Below are 25,628 nucleotides of genomic sequence, written 5' to 3'. Positions count from 1 at the left end.
CGGGTCGCTGTGCCTGCCTGTTGCCTTCCCGTCCGTACTGCCCCGGTCGCCCGATCAGTACGACTTGGGCAGCCCCAGCGTCTGGTGCGACACGAAGTTGAGGATCATCTCCCGGCTGACCGGCGCGATCCGCGCCACCCGCGCCGCCGTGATCAGCCTCGCCAGCCCGTACTCCTCCGTCAGGCCGTTCCCGCCCAGCGTGTGCACCGCCTGGTCCACCGCCTTCACGGCCGCCTCCCCGGCCGCGTACTTCGCCATGTTGGCCGCCTCCCCCGCGGCCGCGTCCTCCCCCGCGTCGTACAGGTACGCCGCCTTCGCCATCATCAGCCGGGCCAGCTCCACCTCGATGTGCGCCTGCGCGAGGGGGTGCGCGATCGACTGGTGCGCGCCGATCGGCTCCTTCCACACCTGGCGGGTGCGCGCGTAGTCCACGGCCTTCGCCAGGGCGTGCCGGCCCATCCCCAGCGCGAACGCCGCCGTCATGATGCGCTCCGGGTTCAGCCCCGCGAACAGCTGCGCCAGCCCCGCGTCCTCGTCCCCCACCAGCGCGTCCGACGGCAGCCGTACGTCGTCCAGCACCACCTCGAACTGCTTCTCGTCCGCGGCCAGTTCCATGGGGATGTGGTGGTACGCGAAGCCGGGGGTTCCGCGCGGGACGACGAACAGGCAGGGCTTGAGCTTCCCGGTCCGCGCGTCCTCCGTGCGGCCCACGATCAGGGTCGCGTCGGCGATGTCCACGCCCGAGATGAAGACCTTGCGGCCGGTCAGCACCCAGTCCGTGCCGTCGCGGCGGGCGGTGGTGGTGATGCGGTGCGAGTTCGATCCGGCGTCCGGTTCGGTGATGCCGAACGCCATCGTCACGGTGCCGTCCGCCAGCCCTGGCAGCCAGCGCGACTTCTGCGCCTCCGTGCCGTACCGGGCGATCACCGTGCCGCAGATGGCGGGCGACACGACCAGCATGAGCAGCGGGCAGCCGGCCGCGCCCAGCTCTTCGAGCACGATGGACAGTTCGGCGATGCCGCGCCCGCCGCCGCCGTACGCCTCGGGGAGGTTGACGCCGAGATAGCCGAGCTTGCCCGCCGCGGCCCAGAGGCCGGGGGTGGCGGTGTCGTGGTGGTCCCTGCCGAAGGCGGCCACGGCGGTGCGGAGGTCGGCCTGCTCCGGGGTGTCGATGGGGGTGTGCGCCTGGGTCATGTGCGGCTCCGTCCGGTGTACGGGTTGCTTGGCGCTGTCCGGGGTGGGTCGGGCTGTGCGGGCTCCTCCGCCGTGACGACGGCGAGCAGTGCCCCGACCTCGACCTGACGGCCCTGGGCGACGTGCAGCGCGGTCAGCACCCCGTCGGCGGGCGAGACGACGCGGTGCTCCATCTTCATCGCCTCCAGCCACAGCAGCGGCTGTCCCGCCTCCACGTGGTCGCCCACGGCGACGCGGGCGATCCGCACCACCGTGCCGGGCATGGGCGCCAGCAGGGAACCGGGCGCGGTGCGGGCGGTGGGGTCGGGGAAGCGGGAGACGGGGGTGAGGGTGTGCGACCCGAGGGGCGAGTCGACATATATGCGGTCGTCGTGGATCGAAACGTCGAACGCGCGGCGGATTCCGTCGGCTTCGAGGACCACGTGGTGCGGGGTCGCCCGCAGCAGGGCGAGGTCCGGGAAGCCCTCGGCGAGGAGGCCGTCGCGGGTGAGCCGGTAGCGGACCTCGTGCTCGGTGCCGTCCGGTGCGCGGTAGGTCTTGATCTGCGGCTGGGAGGGCACGTTGCGCCAGCCGCCGAGGCGGCCCGCCACGGTCGCGGGCCGGTCCGACGCGTCGGCCAGCGCGGCGGCGAGGGCGGCCAGGGCGATGCCGTCCGCGTCGGCCCCGGTGAGGTCGTCCAGGTGGCGCATCAGGAAGCCGGTGTCCATGCGCCCGGCCTCGAACTCCGGGTGCCGCAGGGCCCGTACCAGCAGGTCGCGGTTGGTGGCCGGGCCGTGGATCCGGGCGCGCTCCAGCCCGTGGGCCAGCCGCCGCAGCGCCTCGGCGCGGGTGGGCGCCCAGGCGACGACCTTGGCCAGCAGGGGGTCGTAGTGGACTCCGATCACGTCGCCGTCCGCGATGCCGGAGTCGACGCGCAGCCCCGGCCCCGCCTGCCCCGGCCCGTCCGCGGACCGCCACGCCGGAACCGCGTGGCCGCGCAGCCCCGGCCCCGCCTGCCCCGGCCCGTCCGCGGACCGCCACGCCGGGACCGCATGGCCGCGCAGCCCCGTGATGTCGAGCCGCCGCATCACGCCCGCCTGCGGCTGCCACCCCCGGCCCGGGTCCTCCGCGTACAGCCGCGCCTCGACCGCGTGGCCGCGCGGGGACGGGGGCTCGGGGTCCAGCGGCCGCCCCTCCGCCACCCGCAGTTGCAGGGCCACCAGGTCCAGCCGCCCGTACACCTCCTCCGTCACCGGGTGCTCGACCTGGAGGCGGGTGTTCATCTCCAGGAAGTACGCGCGTCCCGCCGACGAGACCAGGAACTCGACGGTGCCCGCGCCCTCGTACCCGATGGTCCGGGCGGCGTTCACGGCCGATTCCTCCAGCAGGCGGCGCAGTTCGTCGTCGAGGCCCGGTGCCGGGGCCTCTTCGATGACCTTCTGGTGGCGGCGCTGGAGGGAGCAGTCGCGGGTGCCGAGGGACCAGACGGTGCCGTGGGTGTCGGCCAGCACCTGGACCTCGACGTGGCGGGCGCCCTCGACGTACGGCTCGACGAACACCTCGCCGTCCCCGAAGGCGGCCGCCGCCTCCGCGCGGGCGGAGGTCAGTTCGGCGGGGAGCGCGGCCAGGTCGCGGACGACGCGCATGCCACGGCCGCCGCCGCCCGCCGCCGCCTTGATGAGCAGGGGCAGGTCGCCGTCGGTGACCCGGGCGGGGTCGAGGGAGTCGAGGAGGGGGACGCCCGCCTCGCGCAGGAGCCGTTTGGCGCGGGTCTTGGAGGCCATGGCCTCCATCGCCTCCGGCGGCGGCCCCACCCAGCGGAGCCCGGCGTCGCGGACGGCGCGCGCGAAGGCGGGGTCCTCGGAGAGGAAGCCGTAGCCGGGGTGGACGGCGTCGGCGCCCGCCGCCAGGGCGGCCTTGGTCAGCAGGTCGCCGCGCAGATACGTGTCGGCGGGGGCGTCGCCCGGCAGTCGTACGGCGGCGTCGGCCTCCCGTACGTGCGGGGCGCCGGCGTCCGCGTCGGAGTGGACGGCGACCGTGGCGATGCCGAGTTCACGGCAGGTGCGGATGACGCGGCGGGCGATTTCGCCACGGTTGGCGATGAGGAGAGATCGGATCACGGACATCACGGCGGGGTTTTTCCTCACATCCGGAAGACGCCGAAGCCACCGCGCGCCCCCTCGACGGGCGCGGTGTGGAGGGCGGAGAGGCAGAGGCCGAGAACGGTGCGGGTGTCGCGCGGGTCGATGACGCCGTCGTCGTACAGCCGCCCGGAGAGGAACAGCGGCAGCGACTCGGACTCGATCTGCTGCTCCACCATGGCGCGCAGGGCGGCGTCGCCGTCCTCGTCGTACGGCTGCCCCTTGGCGGCGGCGGACTGGCGGGCCACGATCGAGAGCACCCCGGCGAGCTGCTGCGGGCCCATGACGGCGGACTTGGCGCTGGGCCAGGCGAACAGGAAGCGCGGGTCGTAGGCGCGGCCGCACATGCCGTAGTGGCCCGCGCCGTAGGAGGCGCCGATGAGGACGGAGAGGTGGGGGACGCGGGAGTTGGAGACCGCGTTGATCATCATGGCGCCGTGCTTGATGATCCCGCCCTGTTCGTAGGCGCGGCCGACCATGTAGCCGGTGGTGTTGTGGAGGAAGAGGAGGGGGATGTCGCGCTGGTTGGCGAGCTGGATGAACTGCGCGGCCTTCTGCGACTCCTCGCTGAACAGCACGCCCTGGGCGTTGGCGAGCACCCCGACCGGATAGCCGTGGAGGGTGGCCCAGCCGGTCGCGAGGCTGGCCCCGTACAGCGGCTTGAACTCGTCGAAGTCGGAGCCGTCGACGATGCGGGCGATGACCTCGCGGGGGTCGAACGGGACCTTGAGGTCGCCGGGCACGATCCCGAGGAGTTCGTCCGCGTCGTACTTCGGCGGTTCGGCCGGTCCCGGGTCGGGGTGGGCCTTGCGCCAGTTGAGGCGGGCGACGACGCGGCGCGCCTGGTGGAGGGCGTCGGGCTCGTCGGTGGCGAAGTAGTCGGCGAGCCCGGAGGTGCGGGCGTGCATGTCGGCGCCGCCGAGCGATTCGTCGTCGCTCTCCTCGCCGGTCGCCATCTTGACCAGCGGCGGGCCGCCGAGGAAGACCTTGGACCGCTCCTTGACCATGATCACGTGGTCGGACATCCCCGGGATGTACGCGCCCCCGGCGGTGGAGTTGCCGAAAACCACGGCGATGGTCGGGATTCCGTCGGCGGACAGGCGCGTGAGGTCGCGGAACATGGCCCCGCCGGGGATGAAGATCTCCTTCTGGGAGGGCAGATCAGCACCACCGGACTCCACCAGACTCACGACCGGGAGCCGGTTCGCCCGCGCGATCTCATGGGCGCGCAGCGACTTCTTCAGCGTCCACGGATTGCTGGCGCCGCCCCGCACGGTGGGGTCGTTGGCGCTGATCAGGCACTCCACGCCGGAGATCACGCCGATGCCGGTGACGACGGACGCCCCGACCGGATAGTCGCTGCCCCAGGCGGCGAGCGGCGACAGCTCCAGGAACGGCGTATCGGGGTCCAGGAGGAGTTCGATCCGCTCCCGGACGAGCAGCTTGCCGCGCTTGCGGTGCCGCTCGACGTACTTCTCGCCGCCGCCCGCGAGCGCCTGGGCGTGCGCGGCCTCCAGTTCGGCCAGCTTGTCGAGCATCGCCTCGCGATGGGCCGTGTAGTCGGCGCCTGCGGGGTCGAGCGCGGACGCGAGCACGGTCACAGGAGAACCTCCGGTATGTCGAGGTGGCGCGAGCGCAGCCATTCGCCGACGGCCTTGGCCTGCGGGTCGAAGCGGGCCTGCGCGGCGACGCCCTCGCCGAGCAGGCCGTCGACGGTGAAGTTGAGGGCGCGCAGACGCGGGAGTTGATGGCGGGTGATGGGCAGTGCGGCGGTCTCCGGGAGGAGTTCGCGGAGCCGGTCGGTGGTGAGGGTGTGGACCAGCCAGCGCCAGGCGTCGTCGGTGCGCACCCAGACGCCGATGTTGGCGCTGCCGCCCTTGTCGCCACTGCGGGCCCCGGCGACCAGGCCGAGCGGGGCGCGGCGGGTGGGGCCTTGTAGGGGCGGCGGCAGCGGGGATTCGGCGGCGGGCGCGAGGTGCCCCGGGTCCAGTGCGCGGCGGGTGGGGCCTTGTAGGGGCGGCGGCAGCGGGGGTCCGTCGGCGGGCGCGAGGTGCCCAGGGTCCAGTGCGCGGCGGGTGGGGCCTTGTAGGGGCGGCGGCAGCGGGGGTTCGGCGGCGGGGCGCAGCTCTGCGACGTCCGGGGCCGGGGGGATCGCGGTCCGGGTGCCGTCCGGGAGGACGGCGATGTGCGGGACTGCGTCCTGCGGGACGTACGCCGCCTCGAACACCCCGTACGGGGTCGCCTTGCCCGGCGGGGCGGTGAGATGGAAGCCGGGGATGCTGGCCAGGGCCAGTTCGACGGCCGCGCCGCTGACCGCCCGCCCCACCGTGTCGGGGTCGCGGTCGCGGACGACGAGCCGCAGCAGGGCGCTCGCCTCCTCCTGCACGGCCGCGTCGCGGTGGTCGGTGCGGGCCAGTGTCCACCGCACCTCGGCGGGACGGCACTTGGCGAGGGCCGCCTCCATCTGGTCGCGTACCAAGGCGGCCTTGTCGTCGATGCCGAGGCCGGTGAGGACGAACACCACCTCGTTGCGGTGGCCCCCGAGCCGGGTCAGCCCCGTCTTCAGGGTGGGCGGCGGCGCCTCGCCCCGTACGCCGTGGATCCGCACCCGGTCGGGGCCGTCCTGGGCGAGCCGTACGGAGTCCAGGCGCGCCGTGACGTCCGGTCCGGCGTAGCGGGCGCCCGCCGTCTCGTACAGCAGCTGCGCGGTGACGGTGCCGACGGTGACGGCGCCGCCGGTGCCGGGGTGCTTGGTGATGACGGCCGACCCGTCGCGGTGGATCTCGGCGAGCGGGAAGCCGGGGCGGCGTACGTCGCTCAGCTCGGTGAAGAACGCGTAGTTGCCGCCGGTCGCCTGCGTCCCGCACTCCAGGACGTGCCCGGCGATCACGGCTCCGGCCAGCGCGTCCCAGTCGTCCGGCGCCCACCCGAAGTGCCAGGCGGCGGGCCCGGTGACGAGCGCGGCGTCGGTGACCCGCCCGGTGACCACGACGTCCGCCCCGCCGCGCAGGCATGCCGCGATCCCGCCGCCCCCGAGGTAGGCGTTGGCGCTGACCACGCCCGGTCCCCAGTCGCGCGCACCGAGCAGATCGTCGCCCTCCACGTGCGCGACGCGCACCGGTAACCCGAGCCGCTGCGCGAGCGCACGGACGGCGTCGGCCAGCCCGGCGGGGTTCAGCCCGCCCGCGTTGGTGACGATCCGTACGCCGCGCTCGACGGCGAGCCCGAGGGTGTCCTCCAGCTGGCGCAGGAAGGTGGTGGCGTAACCGCGCGAGGCGTCCTTGGCGCGGTCCCGGCCGAGGATCAGCATGGTCAACTCGGCGAGATAGTCCCCGGTCAGGACGTCGAGCGGCCCGTCGGTCAGCATCTCGCGCACCGCGTCGAAGCGGTCGCCGTAGAAGCCGGAGGCGTTGCCGATGCGCAGGGGTTCCGGTGTATCGCCTTCCGTCGTGGTCACGCGGCACCCCCGCCCGGCTTCCGCCCTGGGCCGGGTGGTCCGGCGAACGCCTGGGCGATGTTCAGCCAGTGGTCGGCGTCGGGGCCCTCGGCCCGCAGTGCCAGGTCGTCGCGGTGGGCGCGCTGCGTGGCCAGGAGGCAGAAGTCGAGCGCCGGGCCGGTGACGCGCTGGGCCGCGTCCTCGGGGCCGTACGCCCACACCTCCCCATCCGGGGCGGTGAGTTCGACCCGGAACTCCTCGGCCGGCGGCTCCAGTCCGCGCGCCGTGTAGGCGTACCCCCGCGCCCGTACGCCGATGCGGGCCACATGCCGCAGCCGGGCGGTGGGCGTACGGCGCGCCCCCAGCGCGTCGGCCACGTCCTGACCGTGCGCCCAGGTCTCCATCAGCCGCGCCGTCACCATCGACATGACGCTCATCGGCGGCCCGTACCACGGCAACCGGGCGCCCGGCGGCTGCGCGGCGAGCATCCGCGCCAGCCGCTCCCGCCCCTTCCGCCACCGCCGCAACAGCACGGCGGGCGCGTCGGCCGCCCCGCGCTCCGCGCCCTCGTCCACGAACCGCTCCGGCGCGGCGAAGGCCTTCCGCACCTCGTCCGCGAACCCCTCCGCGTCCTCGGCCGCCTGCACGGCCCGCGCGTCGGTCCAGGCGAGGTGGGCGATCTGATGCGCGATGGTCCACCCGGCGGCGGGCGTCGGCGCGGCCCACGCCTCGTCGGACAGCCCGGCCACCAGGCCGTCCAACTCCTCGCTCTCGGCGCGCAGTTCGCCGAGCAGAGCTTCCGTATCGGACACGCGGGACTCCCGGTCGTGATGCGACGGTGCGGAGCGTCGGGAGTGAGCGTGGCAGCACGGAAGAAAACAATCAAGCGTGCTTGCATGATTTTTGACGGGTCACGCCCGGGAGGCAGCGAACTACTCTCCGCTGCTCGCGACGGAACGTCCTCTTGGGACAGAAGGTCGGTGACAGCGGTACGGATGGCGCCGCGGCTGACGCCGTGGTGGCGCGCGAGAGCGGCGATGGAGCGGCCCTCCAGGTACGCGGCGCGCGCCGTCGGTCTTGTCGGCTGGGATGGCCGGGCGGCGGCCGCCCTTGCTGCCCTTCGCCTCAGCGGCCAACCCGTCGTACGTCAGCTCCCGCTGGAAGTCGCGCTGGAGTTCGCCGGCGGCGGCGAGGGTCTGCACCATGAACTTCACTGTGGACAGCAGCTCGCCGGTGCGGGGGTGGCGGGCGGTGAGGTCCATCGCGGAGAACGCGCCGTCGGCCGGGGGCTGACGCAGCACGGCTTGTCGGAAGCCTCTGGAGTCTCCGTCTCCTGGATCAGGAAGCTGGAACAGGGCGAACAGCAGGACACACGCCTTGAAACGGCTCGGAAGCTCGCCGCGGCTCTGGGCGTGTCCACCACGCGGCTCATCGCCGGACACCGCGGGGACGAGGCCGACGAAGCCACGAGGGAACGCTGGGAGCCGGTACGCCAAACTCTGACCTTCTCGGCACCCGATCGTGGTGCCGACCAGGCTCCCACCAGGGAGGGGGTCAGCGCGGCGCTCACAGCGGCACTGCCTCTCTTCTCCGGCGACCGCTTCGCCGAGCTGCGTCCCATCCTCCCCGCGCTCCTACGCGACGCCGACACGCTTGCCCACCTCGACCCACGCAATCGGCACCTGCGGGGGCGGTTACTCCAGCTCACCGGGTGGCTCATGGTGCAGACGCGTCAGTTCGACGCTGCCGAAACGGCCCTCACCGGAGCGATGGACGACGCCGTGGACCAACTCGACGGCGCCGCCATCGCGAGCACACGCTGCTGGTTGCTTCTGAGGGAGGGCCGGCTCGCCGAGGCCCGCGCACTGTCCGTGCGGTGGTCGGACGACATGGAGCCACGCCTGTCCCGTGCCACCCCCGCCGAACTGAGCGCATGGGGTTGGCTGCTCCTGCGCGCCTCAGCCGCCGCGGTACGAGACAACGAATCCGATGCTGCCAGGGACACTTTGCGGCTCGCCCACGCGGCAGCGGTCGCCATGGGCCGTGAGTTCGCCCCTGATGGGGACTTCCTCCGCGCCTTCGGCCCCCTGACCGTCGCCTTCAAACGCGCGGAGAACGCGATGGTCGCGGAAGAACCGGATCATGTCCTCAGCCTGGCCGCACGCATCCCCACCAGCGGCCTCCGGCCGACGTCGAACAACCGGAACCGCCATCTGCTGGACGTGGCCAGGGCCCAGGTGATGAAGCACCGGCCCACCGACGCCTTCGAGGTACTGCAAGGCGTCTGGTCCGACGCCCCGGAATGGCTGCCCAACCAGCGCTACGCGCGGGACATCCTGAGCGACATCATCGCCGGTCGACGGACGATGACACCGGAGATGCAGGCCATGGCCGACGTGCTCGGCGTACCGGTGTGACGCCGAGTGGTACTTCCGTCCCCCGCCGGGCGAAAGTGCCATTGATCAGCAACTCAGCGCGACCATAACGTCACGGCACGGGAACATCGTCACCAAAGGAGGCCGTACCGTGACCGCCAAACCACTCGGCCCCGAGGGCGAGACCGCCTTACGCCTGCTGCCGTGGTCCAGCCCGGACGGCAAGCCGTGCTACCTGGCGCCGGGCGACGGCTACAGCCCTCTGAGCCAACGGGCGGACGAGATCGAGGCCCTGCAGCTGAACATGGGCGCGCAACTCCTCCAGCACGCCCACGCCCTCCTCAGCGACCGAAAGGTGAGTTCCGGCGAACTCCGCTACCTGGGCCACCGGCTCACTGAGGCTCTGCGCGACGTGCTCCGGGTCGCCGAGAGCCGGGGCGGGCGACTGCTCGCGTACGGCGATGACGAGGGCGTCGGCCTCGGCAACGGTTCGGCCCGCAACCCATGACATCAACGCCGAGCTCAGCGCCTTCCCGTCGCACCGAGCACTACGGCCACTTTTTTGTCGAGTTTCAGCCCCGCCCGTTGGGCCGGAATCAGCCGATCGCCGTCGGCCGCAGGGCGTCCATGACGAGGTCGATCAGCCGTCCGGTCTGCTCGGGGGCGCTGTCGACGGTCCCGGCGGCGAGGAAGATCCCCATCAGCATCAGAACGGCATCCTCCGGTTCGACGTCGGCACGGAGTGATCCGGCCTCGGCTCCGGCGGCGAGGAGGGTGGCAATGGCTGCGGTGACGCGCTCCCGGGTGGCCGGTGTGGCGATCCGCCCCGAGGCCCAGCCCGCCCGGAGCGTGTCGAGCATGCCGCGCTTCGTCGCGACGAACGCGGCGTAGCGCTCCATCCACGCCCGGAGCGCCGTGTCCGGCGGAAGCTCCTCGAGCAGGGCGGGCACGCTGCCGGTGACGTCGTCGAGTTCGGCGGCGTACACGGCCTCCACCAGGTCTTCGCGGGTCGGGAAGTGCCGGTACAGCGTGCCGATGCCGACACCGGCCTCGCGGGCGATGCCTTCGAGCGTGACGGTGCCGCCGACGGCCGCGAACGCGGTCCGGGCGACCCGGACGAGTCTGTCGCGGTTGCGCAGCGCGTCGGCACGGGGGGCGCGGGCGCCGCGCGGCTTCCCTCCGGGACCGGCTCCCGTGGTGGCGTCGGAATCCAAAGCGGAGGCACCTCCGGTAAAAGTGATACAGTCAAATGAAGCGGAGGTCCCTCCGCTTCTTTATCGTCTCATGCGGAGGGAATCTCCCCCATGACCACGAACAGCACTCCCTCGCCCCAGCTCACGGCCTCCGGCGCCCCGCGCGCCGGAGGGGCCGGCGCCCTCGCAGGCCACACGGTCTCCCGTATCGGATACGGCGCGATGCAGCTCGAGCGCCTGTGCGCCGACCGCGACGCCGCGATCGCACTCCTGCGCCGCGCGGTCGAACTCGGCGTCGACCACATCGACACCGCCCAGTTCTACGGCAACGGGTTCGTCAACGAGGTCATCCGCGACGCGCTGCGCCCCGAGGACGGCGTGCTGATCGTCAGCAAGGTCGGCGCCGATCCGGACCCCGGCGGCACCCCTCCGCTGCGTCTCGCCCAGCGGCCCGAGGAGCTGCGGGCGAGCGTCGAGGACAACCTCGTATCCCTCGGCCTCGACCGGATACCGGTGGTGAACCTGCGCCGCACGGACACCGGGCCGGGCCTGCGCGCCGAGGGCCACCAGGCGGTCGACCTCGACGATCAGCTCGCGGTGATGGTCGCGCTGCGGGACGAGGGCAAGATCGGCGCGATCGGGCTGAGCAGCGTCACCCCGGACATACTGCGCCGGGCCCTTCCCGCCGGTATCGCCTGCGTCCAGAACGCCTACAGCCTGGTGTCGCGCGACGATGAGGAGCTGCTGCGGCTCTGCGCCGAGCGGCAGATCGCCTGGATACCGTACTTCCCACTCGGCGGCGCCTTCCCCGGCTGGCCGAAGGTGAGCGACGCCCCGGCCGTCACCACCGCCGCCCGGTCCCTCGGCCGCACCCCCGCACAGATCGGCCTCGCCTGGCTGCTCCACCACGCGCCGAACACGCTGCTCATCCCGGGCACCGCGGACGCCGGCCACCTGGAGGCCAACATCGCCGTCGGGGAGATCACGCTCGACGACGCCACACTGGCCGCGCTGGACGCCGTCGAGTCACGGTCCAACGACACCACGCTCCGCTGAGGTCATCACTGGCGGGGCAACCGCTCCGCCAGGACCTCGGCCAGGTGGCGGGCCGGGCGTCCGCCGTCGAGCTGGTCCAGTTGGGTGCGGCAGGAGAAGCCGTCGGCCAGGACCTCGGCGTTGTCGTCGGCGTTGCGTACGGATGGCAGCAGCTGGTCTTCCGCGCAGGCCACCGAGACGTCGTAATGGCCCGCCTCGAAGCCGAAGTTGCCCGCCAGACCGCAGCAGCCGCCGCTCAGTTCGCCGGTCAGGCCCGCACGTTCGCGCAGGCGGCGGTCGGCGGCGTCGCCGAGGACGGCGTGCTGGTGGCAGTGGGTCTGGCCGACGACCGGGCGGTCGACCTTCGGGGGCTGCCAGTCGGGGGCGTACTCCTCCAGAGTCTGGGCGAAGGTCCGCACGGAGTCGGCGAGGCGGGCGGCGCGGGGGTCGTCGGGGCCGAGGAGTTCGGGGAGGTCGGTGCGGAGGGCCGCGGTGCAGCTGGGTTCGAGGCCGACGACGGGCAGACCGGCGTCCAGGGCCGGGGCCATGACGTCCAGGGTGCGCCGCATGACCGCGCGGGCGCGGTCGAGTTGGCCGGTCGAGACCCAGGTCAGGCCGCAGCAGACGGGCTTGGGGGGTACGACGACCCGTAGCCCGGCCGCCTCCAGCACGCGCACCGCCGCCTGGCCGACGGACGGGGACAGGTAGTTGGTGAAGGTGTCCGGCCAGAGCACGACGGTGCGGGCCGTCTCCGGGCTGCCTGCCCTCGGCCCGGCTCCCTCCACAGGACCCACGACGGTGCGGGCCGCCGCCGGGGAGTTGCGCACCGTACGCGCGTGGCCGCGCCACCACCGGGTGAACGGCTCGCGGGCCAGCTCGGGGATGTCGCGTTCGGGGGCGATGCCGCCCGCGCGCTTGGCCACGGCGGACAGGAAGCCGACGCCGGACGCCGCGTTGGCCACCGGGGCCGCCCGCAGGAGGGCGGCCGCCCGGAGCCAGACCGGGAGCCAGCCCATCGCGTAGTGGGCGGCGGGGCGCACCCGGCCCTCGTAGTGGTGGTGCAGGAACTCGGCCTTGTACGTGGCCATGTCCACCCCGACCGGGCAGTCGCTGCGGCAGCCCTTGCAGGACAGGCACAGGTCGAGCGCGTCCCGGACCTCCTCCGAGCGCCAGCCGTCGCGCACCACCTCGCCCGCGAGCATCTCGTGCAGCAGCCGGGCGCGGCCGCGGGTGGAGTGCTGTTCCTCGCCGGTCGCGCGGTACGAGGGGCACATCACGTTCGCGCCGGACACCGACTCGTTGCGGCACTTGGCGACGCCGACGCAGCGCCGCACGGCGGCCGAGAAGTCGCCGCCGTCGTGCGGGTAGCCGAACTCGACGTCCACCGGGCGGCGCGGCAGGACGTCGAAGCGCAGGTCCTGGTCGAGGCGGCGGGGGCGGGCGAGGACGCCGGGGTTGAGGCCGCCCGCCGGGTCCCACAGGTCCTTGAAGCGGCCGAAGAGCCCGACCATCTCGTCCCCGTACATGCGGGGCAGCAGCTCGGCGCGGGCCAGACCGTCGCCGTGTTCGCCGGAGAGCGAGCCGCCGTGGGCGACGACGAGGTCGGCGAGGTCGGTGGAGAAGTCGCGGAAGACCCGCACCCCGGCCTCGCGCATCAGGTCGAAGTCGATGCGCACGTGGATGCAGCCGTCGCCGAAGTGCCCGTACGGGGTGCCGCGCAGCCCGTGCTGGGTGAGCAGGGCGCGGAAGTCGCGCAGGTAGGCGCCGAGCCGGGCGGGGGGTACGGCGCAGTCCTCCCAGCCGGGCCAGGCCTCGCTGCCGTCCGGCATGCGGGTGGCGGTGCCGGAGGCGTCCTCGCGGACCCGCCACAGCGCGCGCTGCCCGGCGGGGTCGGCGACCACCGTGTGGTCGGTGGTCGCGTGCGCGGCGGCGCGCGCTATCTCCTCCGCGCGGGCGTACGCCTCCTCGCGTCCCGCGCCGCCGACCTCCACGAACAACCAGGCGCCGCCCTTGGGCAGCCCCGACGCGCCCACGACCAGGTCGGCGGCCATGCCCTCGACGGTGAGCGGCCCGTACGGCAGCAGGGTGTGCGCGGCCTCGGCCGCCGCGGACTCGTCGGGGTAGCCGAGCACGGCGAGCGCCCGGGCGGCGGGCGCCTCGACGAGCCGTACGGTCGCCTCGGTCAGCACGCCGAGGGTGCCCTCGCTGCCGGTGAGGGCGCGGGCCACGTCGGCGTTCTTCTCCGGCAGCAGCTCGTCCAGGGCGTAGCCGGAGATGCGGCGGGGCAGCTCGGGGAAGCCGGTGCGCAGCAGCGCCAGATGGTCACCGGCGAGGGAGCGCATGCCGTCGCGGAGCCGGGCGGGGAGCGCGTCGAGCCCCTGGGCGGCGCGGACCCGCTCACCGCCGTACGTCAGGACGGCCAGCTCGCGGACGTTGTCGGCGGTGGTGCCCCAGGCGACAGAGTGCGAGCCGCACGAGTTGTTGCCGATCATGCCGCCGAGGGTGCAGCGGCTGTGGGTGGACGGGTCGGGGCCGAAGGTCAGGCCGTGCGCGCCCGCGGCGGTGCGCAGCTCGTCGAGGATCACGCCGGGCTGGACGACGGCGGTGCGCCGCTCCGGGTCGAGGGAGACGATGCGCCGCATGTGGCGGGTGAAGTCCAGGACGACCCCGAGCCCGGTGGCCTGCCCGGCGATGGACGTGCCGCCGCCGCGCGCCACCACCGGCACCCCGCGCTCCCGGCAGACGGCCAGCGCGCCCGCCACGTCGTCCGCGTCGCGCGGCGCGACGACACCGGCCGGCACGCGCCGGTAGTTCGACGCGTCCATGGTCATCAGGGCCCGGCTCGCCGCGTCGAAGGAGACGTCCCCACGGACGGCTCGGCGCAGCGCCTGCTCCAGTTCGTCTGCCTCGTGCTCAGCCATGTCCCCATGGTCCACGGCGAGGGTCCCGATGGATACGCCCACACTGTGCCGCAAGACCGTGATCATGGATCACTGTGCACGGGAGGCTCCGGGGCGCCGGTGTCAACATGAGGCCGCTCACCGTCCCCTTCCGTGGACGGATCGTCTCAGCGAATGGACTCCCCACTGAATGCCGGGTTGGGACGGATTAGGCTGCGGGCGTGGCTGAGATCCGGATTCCCGAAGACATCAAGCCCGCCGACGGTCGCTTCGGCGCAGGCCCCTCCAAGGTGCGTACCGAGGCGCTCAGTGCCCTCGCGGCGACCGGCAGCTCGCTGCTGGGCACCTCCCACCGGCAGGCCCCGGTCAAGAACCTGGTCGGCGCGGTGCGCGACGGCGTGCGCGAACTGTTCCAGCTCCCCGAGGGCTACGAGGTCATCCTCGGCAACGGCGGCTCCACCGCCTTCTGGGACGTGGCGACGCACGGCCTGATCGACAACAAGTCCCAGCACCTGTCCTTCGGCGAGTTCTCGTCGAAGTTCGCGAAGGCGGCCAAGCTCGCGCCGTGGCTGGACGAGCCGACCGTGATCTCCTCCGACCCCGGCACCCACCCGGAGCCGCGCGCCGAGGCGGGTGCGGACGTCTACGCCCTCACCCACAACGAGACCTCGACCGGTGTCGCGATGCCCATCCAGCGGGTGGCCGGGGCCGACGAGGGATCGCTGGTGCTGGTCGACGCCACGTCCGGGGCGGGCGGGCTGCCCGTGGACATCGCCGAGACGGACGTCTACTACTTCGCGCCGCAGAAGTCCTTCGCCTCGGACGGCGGGCTGTGGATCGGGATCTTCTCCCCCGCCGCGCTGGAGCGCGCCGCCCGGATCCACGGTTCCGGCCGCCACGTCCCGGAGTTCTTCTCGCTGCCGACCGCGATCGACAACTCGCTGAAGAACCAGACGTACAACACCCCGGCGCTCGCGACCCTCTTCCTGCTCAACGACCAGCTGGAGTGGATCAACGGGCAGGGCGGTCTGGACTGGGCCGTGCGGCGCACCGCCACCTCCTCGCGCACCCTGTACGGCTGGGCCGAGGAGTCCAAGCACGCCACCCCGTTCGTCACCGACCCGGCCAAGCGGTCGCAGGTCATCGGCACGATCGACTTCAACGAGGACATCGACGCCGCCGCGATCGCCAAGGTGCTGCGCGCCAACGGGATCGTGGACACCGACCCGTACCGCAAGCTGGGCCGCAACCAGCTGCGGGTGGCGATGTTCCCGGCCGTCGACCCGGCCGACGTCGAGGCGCTGACCGCCTGCGTGGACTACGTCATCGAGCACCTGTGAGGCGTGCGGTCTGAAGCGGCCCAAAAGGGCAGGCGGGCCGCAGAAGGCTGAGGCGGTCCAAAAAGGCTGAGGCGGTCCGAAGAAGGCTGAGGCGGGCCGCAGAAGGCTGAGGCGGTCCGAAGAAGACCGAAGCGGTCCGAAGGAATACAGGCCCGGGGCGTGTCGCCCCGGGCCCGTATTCGTATTCCGGTGATCCGTACGGCTCCTACGACGACGGGCGGCGGCGGACCAGCCGCCGCAGCCCCAGGAACAGCACCAGCGCGCCGCCGAAGGTGAGCGCGGCCTTCACCAGGTTGCCGTTCTTCTCGGCCTCGGAACTCTGCCGCTTGCCGTCGGGGCGCGAAGAGTACTCCCCGTCCTTCTTCTGCTTCTTCGCGGTCGCGTCCGGCAGCAGCTCCCCGCCGAGGTCCACCGCGGTGACCTTGCTGCTCGGGCCCTCCGTGCCGTACATGAGGGTGCCGCCGTCGGGGGTGAAGGTCACCGACTCGCCCTGGCGCTGGAGCGGCAGCCCCGGCTCGTCCTTGAGCTCCTGGAGCTGCTGCGGCTTGCCGTTCCGCCAGCGGTACTCGGAGGCCGAGAAGTAGCCGCGGAGCACCAGCCGGCTGCCGTCCGGGGCGAAGGCGCCGTCGGTGACCTCCATGTCGAGGTCGGCGACCCGGCGGAAGACGTTGGTGCCCTGCGGGGAGAGCGTGGCGGGCGCCTCGTACAGCCCGGGGTCGTCGTCACTCTTGCTGGCGATGTAGACCCGGCCGGTCCTCGGGTGGACCATCATCGCCTCGGCGTTGCGCGGCCCGCCCTGGTACTGGACCGTGAACTGGGTGGCGGTGACCGTGGTGTCCTTGAGGACCTTGGGCTCGGGGAAGCGGTAGATCCATACGTGCGGCCAGGTGCCGCCGAGGTTGTCGCCGATGTCGCCGACGTACACATTGCCGTCGGGGCCTATCGAGATGGCCTCCACGTCCCGGGGGCGTCCTATGCCGCGCAGGGTGACCCGCGCGACCGTCTTCCCGGTCCTGCTGTCCACGGCGTAGACGTACGCCCCGTCCGAGCTGTCGTTGTGCGTCCAGTAGACGCCGGGGTGGGCCCGGCTCGCGGCGAGCCCGCTGGACTCGGTGATGCGGGGGTCCTCGATCGTGAACGAGGACGGGGACGAGTCGTCGGCCACCGCGGGAGCGGGGGTGGCGACGGGCAGAGCCGCCAGCACGGCGGCACCGAGGACGTACGGAAGCGGACGCATGGGCCCAAGCCTGCCATCCCGGCGGGGCGCGGACAGCGCGATACGGCCGCCGGGGCACGGTGGCGCGGCCGGGCCCCCTTCTGAATCACGGGCCGATAACGTACGTAAATCATTCGTGGCGACCGGGCCGGGTAAATAACCCGCGGATTATTTGAATCCATCCGGGGATTATCTGCGCCAGAAATTTATCGGGCATTGACGGCATACTGGACGCGGACATTGCTTTCCAGAATGGCCGCCTCTACGGTCTCCAGAAGCTACAGCCGGGTCTTCGGCGCCCTTGGTTTTACGAAGACCCGCTCCGGACGCCGAGAACAACCACCATTCCGGAGATTCCGGTAGCCCGCTTTTTGACCGCGACGGGGGGCCAAAAAGCGGGCTTCCAGATTTTCCGGAATACACCGGACAGCGACGGGTACAGCGACGGGCAAGCAGCGGCCGGCAGGCCCGGCGCGGCCCTTGATTAGAGCGCACTCCAAGGGATTGGCTGGGGGCATGGAGTACACGCAGCTCGGACGTACCGGCCTCAAGGTCAGCCGACTGGTCCTCGGCACCATGAACTTCGGCCCGCAGACCGATGAGGCCGACAGCCACGCGATCATGGATGCCGCGATCGACGCGGGCATCAACTTCTTCGACACCGCCAATGTGTACGGGTGGGGCGAGAACAAGGGCCGCACCGAGGAAATCGTCGGAAGCTGGTTCGGCAAGGGCGGCGGACGGCGCGAGAAGACCGTCATCGCCACCAAGGTGTACGGCAACATGGCCGCCGACGGCGAGCCCTGGCCCAACACCGACAAGCTCTCCGCGCTCAACATCCGCCGGGCCGTGGACGCGAGCCTCAAGCGGCTGGGCACCGACCACATCGACCTCTACCAGTTCCACCACGTCGACCGCGCGACCCCGTGGGACGAGATCTGGCAGGCCATCGACGTCCTCGTCCAGCAGGGCAAGATCCTCTACGTCGGGTCCTCCAACCACGCGGGCTGGCACATCGCCCAGGCCAACGAGACGGCCCGGCGCCGGAACTCCTACGGCCTGGTCAGCGAGCAGTGCCTGTACAACCTGGCCGAGCGGCGCGCCGAGATGGACGTGATCCCGGCCGCGCGGGAGTACGGCCTCGGCATCATCCCCTGGTCCCCGCTGCACGGGGGACTGCTCGGCGGCGCGATCCGCAAGGAGCGGGAGGGCGGCGCCGGTGCCCGCACCTCGGGCGGGCGTGCCGCGGACGCGCTGAAGAACCCGGCCGTGCGCGAGCAGGTCCAGGCCTACGAGGACCTGCTCGACAAGCACGGTCTCGAGCCCGGCGAAGCGGCGCTGGCCTGGCTGCTGACCCGCCCCGGGGTCACCGGCCCCATCGTCGGGCCGCGCACGGCCGAGCAGCTGGCCTCGGCGGTACGGGCGTCCGAGCTGACGCTGAGCGACGAGGTGCTGAGCGGGCTGGACGAGATCTTCCCGGGCCCGGGTCCGACGCCGGAGGCGTTCGCCTGGTAGCCGTGCCCGTACGGCCGTACGGAGGGGGTGTGACCGTATGCGGTCACACCCCCTGCCTGTGCGGGTCGCTGCCCCGGCGGCTCATCCTCCGAAGGCGGCCGCGACGGCCACCACCACGAGGATCATCACCAGGGCACCACTCATGATCATGTTTCTGGTCTTCGGGTCCACACCCCGAGGTTAGCCGGGCCGCTCAGCCGCCCAGCGGCCAGGCCGCCACCACCTCGTACCGCGGCTGCGCCCCGGGCACTCCAGGCGCCGGCGGATGGCTGCGGACCAGGCTCAGCTCCCGCACCGTCCAGTCGCGGCCCGCGAAGCCGGTGAGGCCCTCGGCGAACGGCGCGAGGCCGGTGGTGGAGCGGTTGCGCGCGACGGTGAGGTGGGGGTGGTACGGGCGCTTCTGGTTCACGTCGATCCCGACGCGGCGGGCCCCCGCGGCCGCGGAGTCGGCGAGCCCCCGCAGGACGGTGCGATCGCCCTCCACGCCCGCCCACAGGGCGCGGTCGGAGAACCGGCCGCCGCCCGCCAGCCGCAGCTGGTGGGGGTGGTGGCGATGGGCGGCGCGGGCCAGCCGGGTCGCCAGCTCGGGGCGGACGTCGTCGCCGACCTCGCCGTAGAAGGCCAGGGTGAGGTGCCAGCCGGTGCGCTCGGTCCAGCGGAGGGCGTCCGCGCCGGGGAGCCGGTGCAGTGCGTCGACCCGTGCCCCCAGCTCGGTCAGGACCGGGTCGGGGGGCAGGACGGCGGCGAAGAGTCTCATCGCATGAGGCTTCCCCCGGCCCGGCCCGCCCCGAAACCGCGCCGCCCGGGCAGCGGCCCGGCGGCCGTTACGCCGCCGGAGCCAGCCGCTCCTCCGGCACCCGCGGCACGAAGGCCACATGCGGATGGCCGCGGCGCAGGTCCACCTTGAGGCGGAGGCCGCCCGCGCGGGCCAGGGCGAGGCCCACCCCGACCGCGGCGGCGGCCGAGACCAGCCCGCCGAAGGCGAAGCCGACCCGGGCGCCCCAGGTGTCGGTGACCCAGCCGATGAGCGGGCCGCCGATGGGCGTACCGCCGACGAAGACCATCATGAACAGGCTCATCACCCGGCCGCGCATCGCCGGGTCGGTGGCGAGCTGGACGCTGGAGTTGGCCGTGACGTTGAAGGTCAGGCTGAAGATCCCGACCGGCACCATCAGCGCGGCGAACAGCCAGAAGTACGGGGTCACCGCGGCGGCCACCTCCAGCACGCCGAACAGCAGCGCCGCGCCGACCAGCAGCCGGCGGCGGGTGGTGACGCGGCGGGCGGCGAGCAGGGCGCCGGTGACCGAACCGGCCGCGATCAGGGTGTTGAGCAGGCCGTAGGTACCGGGCCCGGCGTGGAAGACGTCGTCGGCGAAGGCGCTGAGCCAGATCGGGAAGTTGAAGCCGAAGGTGCCGATGAAGCCGACGAGGACGATCGGCCACAGCAGATCGGGGTTACGGCCGACATAGGCCAGGCCCTCGCGCAGCTGACCCTTGCCGCGCGGCGCGCGCTTGACCGGGTGCAGCTCACTGGTGCGCATCAGCAGCAGGCCGATGAGGGGGGCGCCGAAGGAGAGGCCGTTGATGAGGAAGGCCCAGCCGCTGCCGACCGCGGTGATCAGGACACCGGCGACGGCGGGGCCGATCAGCCGGGCGGACTGGAAGTTCGCGGAGTTGAGGCTGACCGCGTTGCGCAGGTCGCGGGGGCCGACCATCTCGTTGACGAAGACCTGACGGGTCGGGTTGTCGACGACGGTGACCATGCCCAGCAGGAACGCGATCAGGTAGACGTGCCAGACCTGGACGTGTCCGCTCAGGGTGAGGGCGGCGAGCGCCAGACCGCACAGGCCCAGCGCGGCCTGGGTGACCAGCAGCAGCTTCCGCCGGGGGTACCGGTCGGCGATCACGCCGCCGTACAGGCCGAAGAGCAGCATGGGCAGGAACTGCAGCGCGGTGGTGATGCCGACCGCGGTGGAGGAGCCGGTGAGGCTCAGGACCAGCCAGTCCTGGGCGATCCGCGACATCCAGGTGCCGGTGTTGGAGATCACGGCACCGGTCGCGAAGAGCCGGTAGTTGCGGACCCTGAGTGAGCGGAACATGCCGCCCTTTTCGGGGGCCGCCGTGGTGTCGGCGGAAGGGGAGTCGGTGTGCGGTGCGGGTGCGGAGTCTGCTCCGGGTCCCGTACTCAAGCTCGTTCGCCTCCTGGCTGCTCGGTTGTCTCCTACATGCGCGCGAGCTTCTCCAGGACGGGCGCGGCGGCGCGCAGCGTCTCCCACTCGTCCTCGGACAGCTGCCCGACCAGTTCGCTCAGCCAGGCGTTGCGCTTGCGCCGGCTCTCTTCGAGCATGACCTCGGCCCGCTCGGTCGGCGACACGACCTTCTGCCGCCGGTCCTCCTGGTGCGGCTCCAGCCTGACCAGTCCCTTGGCCTCCAGCAGCGCCACGATGCGGGTCATCGACGGCGGCTGGACGTGCTCCTTGCGGGCCAGCTCGCCGGGGGTGGCGGAGCCGCACCCGGCGAGGGTGCCCAGCACCGACATCTCCGTGGGGCTCAGCGACTCGTCGACGCGCTGATGCTTCAGCCGTCGCGACAAGCGCATCACTGCGGACCGCAGAGCGCTCACCGCGGCCGCGTCATCGAGGGGCGCCTCCGCCGGGGGCGACGGGAGGCGGGACGGATCCGGCATGGTCTTTAGCATAACTCATTACCTCGTCTAATAAAAACCCGGATACCGGTGTCCTCGCTCACTCACCCATACGCCCACCCACCACGCGATCACCCATACGAGTGAGCGAGTGGTGGGTGGGTGAGCAAGTGGGTGAGTGAGCGAGGACCCCGGAGTACCGGATCACACGACGCCGAGCGCCTGCTCGATCGGGTGGAGCAGGAAGTAGACCAGGAAGCACAGCCCCACGGCGGCCAGCAGCCACGGGATGTCCCGGACCCGCCGGGTCGCGACGCGCAGCAGCAGGTACGACAGCACGCCGAGGCCGATGCCGTTGGTGATGCTGTAGGTGAACGGCATCGAGATCATGGTCAGGAAGGCCGGGACCGCGATCGTGGCGTCGCTCCAGTCGATCTCCTTGACGTTCGCCGCCATGATCATGAAGCCGACGACCACCAGCGCGGGGGTCGCGGCCTGCGACGGGACGACCTTCGCGAGCGGGGTGAAGACCAGCGCGAGCAGGAAGAGGCCGCCGGTCACCACGTTGGCGAGACCGGTCCGCGCGCCCTCCCCGACGCCCGCCGTGGACTCCACGAAGCAGGTGTTCGCGGAGGCGGAGCCGAAGCCTCCGCCCGCGACCGCGACGCCGTCCACCATCAGGATCCGGCCCATGCCGGGCAGCTGGCCGCGCTCGTCGGTCAGCCCGGCCTCCTCGCCGACGCCGATGATCGTCCCCATCGCGTCGAAGAAGCCGGACAGCAGGACGGTGAAGACGAAGAGACAGCCGGTGAGGATGCCGACCTTGTGGAATCCGCCGAAGAGGCTGATCTGGCCCACGAGCCCGAAGTCCGGGGTCGCCACCAGCGTGTCCGGCACGTTGGGCACGGTCAGGCCCCAGTTCGCGTCCGGGGTGGAGGTGACGGCGTTGATCGCGATCGCGGCCAGCGTCATCACCACGATGCCGATGAGGATCGCGCCCCGGGTCTTGCGGACGACCAGGACGAACGTGAGCGCGAGACCGGCCACGAAGATCAGCACGGGCCAGCCCTGGAGCTTGCCCTCGATGCCGAGGCCGAGCGGAACGGTGGTGTGCGCCGCGTCCGGGTTACGGGTGACGAAGCCGGAGTCGACCAGGCCGATCAGGGCGATGAACAGGCCGATGCCGATCGCGATCGCGCGCCGCAGCCCGCCGGGGATCGCGTCCATCACCCGCTGCCGCAGCCCGGAGGCGACCAGGACCATCAGCACCACACCGGCGAGGACCACCATGCCCATCGCGTCCGGCCAGCTCATCTTGGGCGCGAGCTGGAGCGAGACGACCGCGTTGATACCCAGGCCCGCGGCGAGGGCGATCGGAACGTTGCCGATGACGCCCATGAGCAGCGTGCTCAGGCCCGCCATCAGGGCGGTCGAGGTGACCAGCTGGCCGTTGTCCAGATGGTGGCCGTACATGTCCTGACCCGATCCGAGGATGATCGGGTTCAGCACGATGATGTACGCCATCGCAAAGAACGTGGCCAGACCGCCGCGGACCTCCCGGGACGGGGAGGAGCCGCGCTCGCTGATCTTGAAGAACCTGTCGAGGAAGGGCAGGTGGTTCATGGGCGGTGTCGGTGCCTGCTGTGCGGCACCGACCGGCTCGCTGGCCGAGGGAGACATGGACGGACCCCAGTGGTGGTGAACTCGTGAAGCGGGCCTCTTGGAGGATCGCACAGGACATTCCACCCAGACCCAGAACGGTTCAGTATGAATATATAAATCGCGGATCGCCAAACCGCGTGCCCGCCCCGGCCCTCCCGCGCCCACCGCGCCGCCGGGGCCGCGACCAGCACCCCCGTAAGCTGGACCCATGACGAAGTGGACACCCCGGCACGAAGCGCCTGCACCCCTGGAAGGCAACGTCGTCGCCACCATCACCGGGGGCACCATCGTGTGGTTCGTCCTCTTCCTCGCCCAACTCCCGTTCTACGGCTGGTACGCCGACCACGGCCATCTGTGGTGGCTGTGGACCTGCCTGACCGGCGGCGGGCTCGGACTGCTGGGCATCTGGTACGTACGGGCGCGGGAGGCGGCCATTCGGCGCTCCTCGGAGAGCGACGCCGGCTGAACCGCGCCCCGCGCTGTCGTGCCGTGTGTTACTTCACATCCACGTAGTCGCCGCCCGCCTTGGCCGGCGGGGTCGTGCTGGTGCCAGCGAAGTTCCAGCGGAACCAGCCGTCCTGGGCCGCCTTCACGGTGGTCGAGAGCGCGCCGCGGCTGCCGGACGTCACCGTCTTGACGGCGGTGTAGGTGGTGGTGTCCGCCTTCCGGAACTCGAGCGTCACCGGCTGGACGGTGTAGCCCGCGAACGTGCCGGTCTCCCAGTTGGCGCGGGTCAGGGCGCCGGTGATCGTGATCGTCTTGCCCTTCTTGACCGGCTCCGGCGCGGCGTCGACGGTCAGCTTCGCGGCGCGCTGCACGGCGAAGGACCCGGCCTTGTCGGCGCTCAGGTAGTCGCCGTCCTTGGCGTCGATCCACACATTGGCGTACCACCGGCCCGCGACACTGTTGTCGATGAAGTCGACCTGCGGGTCCAGGGTGAAGGTCGCCTTGCAGGTCGAGGTGGTCGGGTCGTCGGCCGCCGCGGCGCACTTCACGGCGCCGGTCGGGGTCGCGTACCCGTACGACGGGCCGTCCAGGTACACATCGGCGCCCTGGATGCCCGAGTCGTCCTTCGCCGTCACCGAGACGGTGAAGGTCTTGGCGCCCGAGGTACCGAGGACGGCGTTGCCCACGGCCACCTTGGTGATCGTCGTGTCGCCGGAACCGTCCGCGTGCGCCGCCGGCGCGGCGAGCCCCCCGAGAGCGGCCGCGGTCGCGGTGGCGAGCACGGCATAGGTCATGCGCTTGCGCATCTGCATCCCCCACAAGATGAAGAAGGCTCCGGTGCGTTGACCTGCGCCGAGATGGACGCGGACGCGAACTCGGAGCCGAGTGTTGCGCAACTGTACGATTTTCACCGGCTTTTCACAACATCATGAGAGCTTCACATCGGCCCGTTTTTGATGGAACGTCATCTCTTCTGACCAACTGCTCAGTAACATGCGCGGTATGACCGGTCACCGTTTTCGCAGCGACGAAATCGACACCAGCAAGCCGCACTCGGCGCGCATGTACGACTACTTCCTGGGCGGCAAGACCCACTACGAGGTCGACACCGAGGCCGCCCGGCAGGTCGAGGCCGTCTGGCCCGACGTCAAACCGTGGACCCGGGCCAACCGGTCCTTCATGCACCGGGCGACCCACTGGCTCGCCGCCGAGGCGGGCATCCGGCAGTTCCTCGACATCGGCACCGGCATCCCCACCGAGCCCAACCTGCACCAGATAGCCCAGAAGGCCGCCCCGGACGCGCGGGTCCTCTACGCGGACAACGACCCCATCGTGCTGGCCTACGCCCAGGCCCTGCTGTTCTCCTCCGCCGAGGGCCGCACCACCTACATGCACGCCGACATCACCGACCCGCGGGGCATCCTGGCCGCCGACGAGCTGCACGCCACGCTCGACCTGAGCAAGCCGGTCGCGCTGTCGCTCAACGCGGTGCTGCACTTCATCGCGAACGAGCAGAAACCGCACGACATCGTGCGGCAGCTGATCGAACCCCTGGCGCCCGGCAGCTATCTGGTCCTCTCCCACGGCGCGCTCGACCCCCGTAACGAGGTCTCCGACGCGGTCACCCGGCTCTACCGGGCCAGCGGCATCCACGTCCAGGGCCGCACCCACGAGGAGATCCTGTCGTTCTTCGACGGCCTGGAGCTGATCGAACCCGGCGTGGTCATGCCGCACCGGTGGCGCCCGGAGAGCGAAGAGGCCAGGGCCTCGGCGGAGGCCCTGGACCTGTGGATCTACGCGGGCGTGGCCCGCAAGCCGTAGCCCTTGGCTCTTACCTGGTTCTTTCCTAGTGACCTGAGTCGGAGATTCGGTGGCAGTAGGCGGCCACTTTGTCGAGGATCTCGTCGGCTGTCTTCGTCCAGACGAACGGTCGCGGGTGTTCGTTCCAGTCGGCCAGCCATGCCCGGATGTCGCGTTCGAGAGCCTGGACGGAGCGGTGGACGCCGCGCTTGAGCTTCTTCTGCGTAAGTTCGGCGAACCACCGCTCGACCAGGTTCAGCCAGGACGAACTCGTGGGCGTGAAGTGCAGGTGGAAGCGCGGGTGCGCCAGCAGCCACTTCTTGACCTCGGGCGTCTTGTGGGTCGCGTAGTTGTCCAGGATCAGGTGCACGCCGAGACCCGCCGGAACCTCCTTGTCGAGCCTGGTCAGGAACTTCTTGAACTCCACGGCCCGGTGCCGGCGGTGCAGAGAGCCGATGACCTTTCCGGTCGCCACTTCCAAAGCGGCGAACAAGGTGGTGGTGCCGGCCCGGACGTAGTCGTGGCTGCGGCGTTCGGGAACGCCGGGCATCATCGGCAGGACTGGCTGGGAGCGGTCCAGGGCCTGGATCTGTGACTTCTCGTCCACACACAGGACCAGGGCCTTCTCCGGCGGGTCGAGGTAGAGCCCGACCACGTCGCGGACCTTGTCGATGAACAGCGGGTCCGTGGACAGCTTGAACGTCTGCGTGCGGTGCGGGGCCAGGGCGAACGCCCGCCAGATCCGCGAGAT

General features: G+C 71.8%; 21 protein-coding genes. 7 read left to right on the top strand and 14 right to left on the bottom strand.

Annotated features, from left to right (window positions below; all coding sequences use genetic code 11):
• Positions 1-54: 54 nt before the first annotated feature.
• Genes ABZ562_RS08500 through ABZ562_RS08480 form a run of 5 tightly spaced genes read right to left on the bottom strand, consistent with a single transcriptional unit; the run spans position 55 to position 7,562 of the window.
• The gene (locus tag ABZ562_RS08500) at positions 55-1,194 is read right to left on the bottom strand and encodes an acyl-CoA dehydrogenase family protein (RefSeq protein ID WP_361475595.1); all 1,140 of its coding nucleotides are present in this window, start codon (positions 1,192-1,194) and stop codon (positions 55-57) included.
• On the bottom strand, positions 1,191-3,299 hold the full coding sequence (locus ABZ562_RS08495) for a biotin carboxylase N-terminal domain-containing protein (protein ID WP_361475593.1): 2,109 nt from the start codon (positions 3,297-3,299) through the stop codon (positions 1,191-1,193). The genes ABZ562_RS08500 and ABZ562_RS08495 overlap by 4 nt, the downstream gene beginning before the upstream one ends.
• Before the next feature lie 17 nt (positions 3,300-3,316).
• Positions 3,317-4,915, bottom strand: coding sequence for a carboxyl transferase domain-containing protein (locus ABZ562_RS08490; protein ID WP_361475591.1), 1,599 nt, complete (start codon positions 4,913-4,915; stop codon positions 3,317-3,319).
• Positions 4,912-6,771 (bottom strand): acyclic terpene utilization AtuA family protein, encoded by a 1,860-nt coding sequence (locus ABZ562_RS08485; protein WP_361475589.1) that lies wholly within the window; start codon positions 6,769-6,771, stop codon positions 4,912-4,914. The genes ABZ562_RS08490 and ABZ562_RS08485 overlap by 4 nt, the downstream gene beginning before the upstream one ends.
• Entirely contained in the window at positions 6,768-7,562 is a 795-nt protein-coding gene (locus ABZ562_RS08480) for a TIGR03084 family metal-binding protein (RefSeq protein WP_361475587.1), read from the bottom strand. The genes ABZ562_RS08485 and ABZ562_RS08480 overlap by 4 nt, the downstream gene beginning before the upstream one ends.
• Before the next feature lie 183 nt (positions 7,563-7,745).
• Between ABZ562_RS08480 and ABZ562_RS08475 the strand changes: the two genes are divergently transcribed.
• The gene (locus ABZ562_RS08475; RefSeq protein ID WP_361475585.1) at positions 7,746-9,167 is read left to right on the top strand and encodes a helix-turn-helix transcriptional regulator; all 1,422 of its coding nucleotides are present in this window, start codon (positions 7,746-7,748) and stop codon (positions 9,165-9,167) included.
• A 109-nt stretch (positions 9,168-9,276) separates the two neighbouring features.
• Positions 9,277-9,633 carry a hypothetical protein gene (locus ABZ562_RS08470; protein WP_361475583.1) on the top strand — a complete coding sequence of 119 codons (357 nt, stop codon included), beginning with the start codon at positions 9,277-9,279 and terminating at the stop codon, positions 9,631-9,633.
• Positions 9,634-9,721: 88 nt separating this feature from the next.
• On the opposite strand, the gene ABZ562_RS08465 is transcribed toward ABZ562_RS08470, so the two are convergent.
• Positions 9,722-10,339 carry a TetR/AcrR family transcriptional regulator gene (locus ABZ562_RS08465; protein ID WP_361475581.1) on the bottom strand — a complete coding sequence of 206 codons (618 nt, stop codon included), beginning with the start codon at positions 10,337-10,339 and terminating at the stop codon, positions 9,722-9,724.
• Positions 10,340-10,429: 90 nt separating this feature from the next.
• Between ABZ562_RS08465 and ABZ562_RS08460 the strand changes: the two genes are divergently transcribed.
• Positions 10,430-11,374: an aldo/keto reductase gene (locus tag ABZ562_RS08460; RefSeq protein ID WP_361475579.1), complete on the top strand. Its 945-nt coding sequence runs from the start codon at positions 10,430-10,432 to the stop codon at positions 11,372-11,374.
• 5 nt (positions 11,375-11,379) lie between these two features.
• On the opposite strand, the gene ABZ562_RS08455 is transcribed toward ABZ562_RS08460, so the two are convergent.
• Entirely contained in the window at positions 11,380-14,274 is a 2,895-nt protein-coding gene (locus ABZ562_RS08455) for an FAD-binding and (Fe-S)-binding domain-containing protein (RefSeq protein WP_361475577.1), read from the bottom strand.
• Positions 14,275-14,474: 200 nt separating this feature from the next.
• Here ABZ562_RS08455 and serC point away from each other — a divergent pair, with 200 nt between their 5' ends.
• Entirely contained in the window at positions 14,475-15,593 is a 1,119-nt protein-coding gene (gene serC / locus ABZ562_RS08450) for a phosphoserine transaminase (RefSeq protein ID WP_361475575.1), read from the top strand.
• A gap of 205 nt (positions 15,594-15,798) precedes the next feature.
• Here the strand turns inward: serC and ABZ562_RS08445 are convergent, their stop codons facing one another.
• Complete coding sequence (locus ABZ562_RS08445) at positions 15,799-16,830, bottom strand: hypothetical protein (protein WP_361475573.1); 1,032 nt, start codon at positions 16,828-16,830, stop codon at positions 15,799-15,801.
• Positions 16,831-17,325: 495 nt separating this feature from the next.
• On the opposite strand from ABZ562_RS08445, the gene ABZ562_RS08440 reads away from it, so the two are divergent.
• Positions 17,326-18,324 carry an aldo/keto reductase gene (locus ABZ562_RS08440; RefSeq protein WP_361475571.1) on the top strand — a complete coding sequence of 333 codons (999 nt, stop codon included), beginning with the start codon at positions 17,326-17,328 and terminating at the stop codon, positions 18,322-18,324.
• 193 nt (positions 18,325-18,517) lie between these two features.
• On the opposite strand, the gene thpR is transcribed toward ABZ562_RS08440, so the two are convergent.
• From thpR to ABZ562_RS08420, 4 genes are all read right to left on the bottom strand, one after another.
• A complete protein-coding gene (thpR, locus tag ABZ562_RS08435) occupies positions 18,518-19,081 on the bottom strand; it encodes an RNA 2',3'-cyclic phosphodiesterase (RefSeq protein ID WP_361475569.1) in 564 nt (187 codons plus the stop codon).
• A gap of 67 nt (positions 19,082-19,148) precedes the next feature.
• On the bottom strand, positions 19,149-20,513 hold the full coding sequence (locus ABZ562_RS08430; protein WP_361475567.1) for an MFS transporter: 1,365 nt from the start codon (positions 20,511-20,513) through the stop codon (positions 19,149-19,151).
• Between the two features lie 32 nt (positions 20,514-20,545).
• Positions 20,546-21,010: a MarR family transcriptional regulator gene (locus ABZ562_RS08425; RefSeq protein WP_361475565.1), complete on the bottom strand. Its 465-nt coding sequence runs from the start codon at positions 21,008-21,010 to the stop codon at positions 20,546-20,548.
• 162 nt (positions 21,011-21,172) lie between these two features.
• Positions 21,173-22,648 carry an NCS2 family permease gene (locus tag ABZ562_RS08420; RefSeq protein WP_361475563.1) on the bottom strand — a complete coding sequence of 492 codons (1,476 nt, stop codon included), beginning with the start codon at positions 22,646-22,648 and terminating at the stop codon, positions 21,173-21,175.
• 190 nt (positions 22,649-22,838) lie between these two features.
• On the opposite strand from ABZ562_RS08420, the gene ABZ562_RS08415 reads away from it, so the two are divergent.
• Complete coding sequence (locus ABZ562_RS08415; protein ID WP_361475561.1) at positions 22,839-23,096, top strand: DUF2530 domain-containing protein; 258 nt, start codon at positions 22,839-22,841, stop codon at positions 23,094-23,096.
• Between the two features lie 28 nt (positions 23,097-23,124).
• On the opposite strand, the gene ABZ562_RS08410 is transcribed toward ABZ562_RS08415, so the two are convergent.
• Positions 23,125-23,883, bottom strand: coding sequence for a calcium-binding protein (locus ABZ562_RS08410; RefSeq protein WP_361476005.1), 759 nt, complete (start codon positions 23,881-23,883; stop codon positions 23,125-23,127).
• Positions 23,884-24,079: 196 nt separating this feature from the next.
• Between ABZ562_RS08410 and ABZ562_RS08405 the strand changes: the two genes are divergently transcribed.
• Entirely contained in the window at positions 24,080-24,898 is an 819-nt protein-coding gene (locus ABZ562_RS08405) for an SAM-dependent methyltransferase (protein WP_361475559.1), read from the top strand.
• Positions 24,899-24,923: 25 nt separating this feature from the next.
• Here ABZ562_RS08405 and ABZ562_RS08400 read toward each other — a convergent pair.
• On the bottom strand, positions 24,924-25,628 hold a 705-nt coding region (locus ABZ562_RS08400), incomplete at its 5' end, for an IS630 family transposase (protein ID WP_361475557.1).

This window comes from Streptomyces sp. NPDC019937 (assembly GCF_040631655.1).
Classification (GTDB): domain Bacteria; phylum Actinomycetota; class Actinomycetes; order Streptomycetales; family Streptomycetaceae; genus Streptomyces.
This window is presented reverse-complemented; position numbering and strand designations above follow the sequence as displayed.

Excerpts from the sequence above, each read along its gene's own strand:
- ABZ562_RS08500 (WP_361475595.1), bottom strand. The coding sequence starts at position 1,194 with ATGACCCAGGCGCACACCCCCATCGACACCCCGGAGCAGGCCGACCTC.
- ABZ562_RS08495 (WP_361475593.1), bottom strand. The coding sequence starts at position 3,299 with ATGTCCGTGATCCGATCTCTCCTCATCGCCAACCGTGGCGAAATCGCC.
- ABZ562_RS08475 (WP_361475585.1), top strand. The coding sequence starts at position 7,746 with ATGGCGCCGCGGCTGACGCCGTGGTGGCGCGCGAGAGCGGCGATGGAG.
- ABZ562_RS08460 (WP_361475579.1), top strand. The coding sequence starts at position 10,430 with ATGACCACGAACAGCACTCCCTCGCCCCAGCTCACGGCCTCCGGCGCC.
- ABZ562_RS08455 (WP_361475577.1), bottom strand. The coding sequence starts at position 14,274 with ATGGCTGAGCACGAGGCAGACGAACTGGAGCAGGCGCTGCGCCGAGCC.
- ABZ562_RS08445 (WP_361475573.1), bottom strand. The coding sequence starts at position 16,830 with ATGCGTCCGCTTCCGTACGTCCTCGGTGCCGCCGTGCTGGCGGCTCTG.
- ABZ562_RS08440 (WP_361475571.1), top strand. The coding sequence starts at position 17,326 with ATGGAGTACACGCAGCTCGGACGTACCGGCCTCAAGGTCAGCCGACTG.
- thpR (WP_361475569.1), bottom strand. The coding sequence starts at position 19,081 with ATGAGACTCTTCGCCGCCGTCCTGCCCCCCGACCCGGTCCTGACCGAG.
- ABZ562_RS08425 (WP_361475565.1), bottom strand. The coding sequence starts at position 21,010 with ATGCCGGATCCGTCCCGCCTCCCGTCGCCCCCGGCGGAGGCGCCCCTC.
- ABZ562_RS08420 (WP_361475563.1), bottom strand. The coding sequence starts at position 22,648 with ATGTCTCCCTCGGCCAGCGAGCCGGTCGGTGCCGCACAGCAGGCACCG.
- ABZ562_RS08415 (WP_361475561.1), top strand. The coding sequence starts at position 22,839 with ATGACGAAGTGGACACCCCGGCACGAAGCGCCTGCACCCCTGGAAGGC.
- ABZ562_RS08410 (WP_361476005.1), bottom strand. The coding sequence starts at position 23,883 with ATGCGCAAGCGCATGACCTATGCCGTGCTCGCCACCGCGACCGCGGCC.
- ABZ562_RS08405 (WP_361475559.1), top strand. The coding sequence starts at position 24,080 with ATGACCGGTCACCGTTTTCGCAGCGACGAAATCGACACCAGCAAGCCG.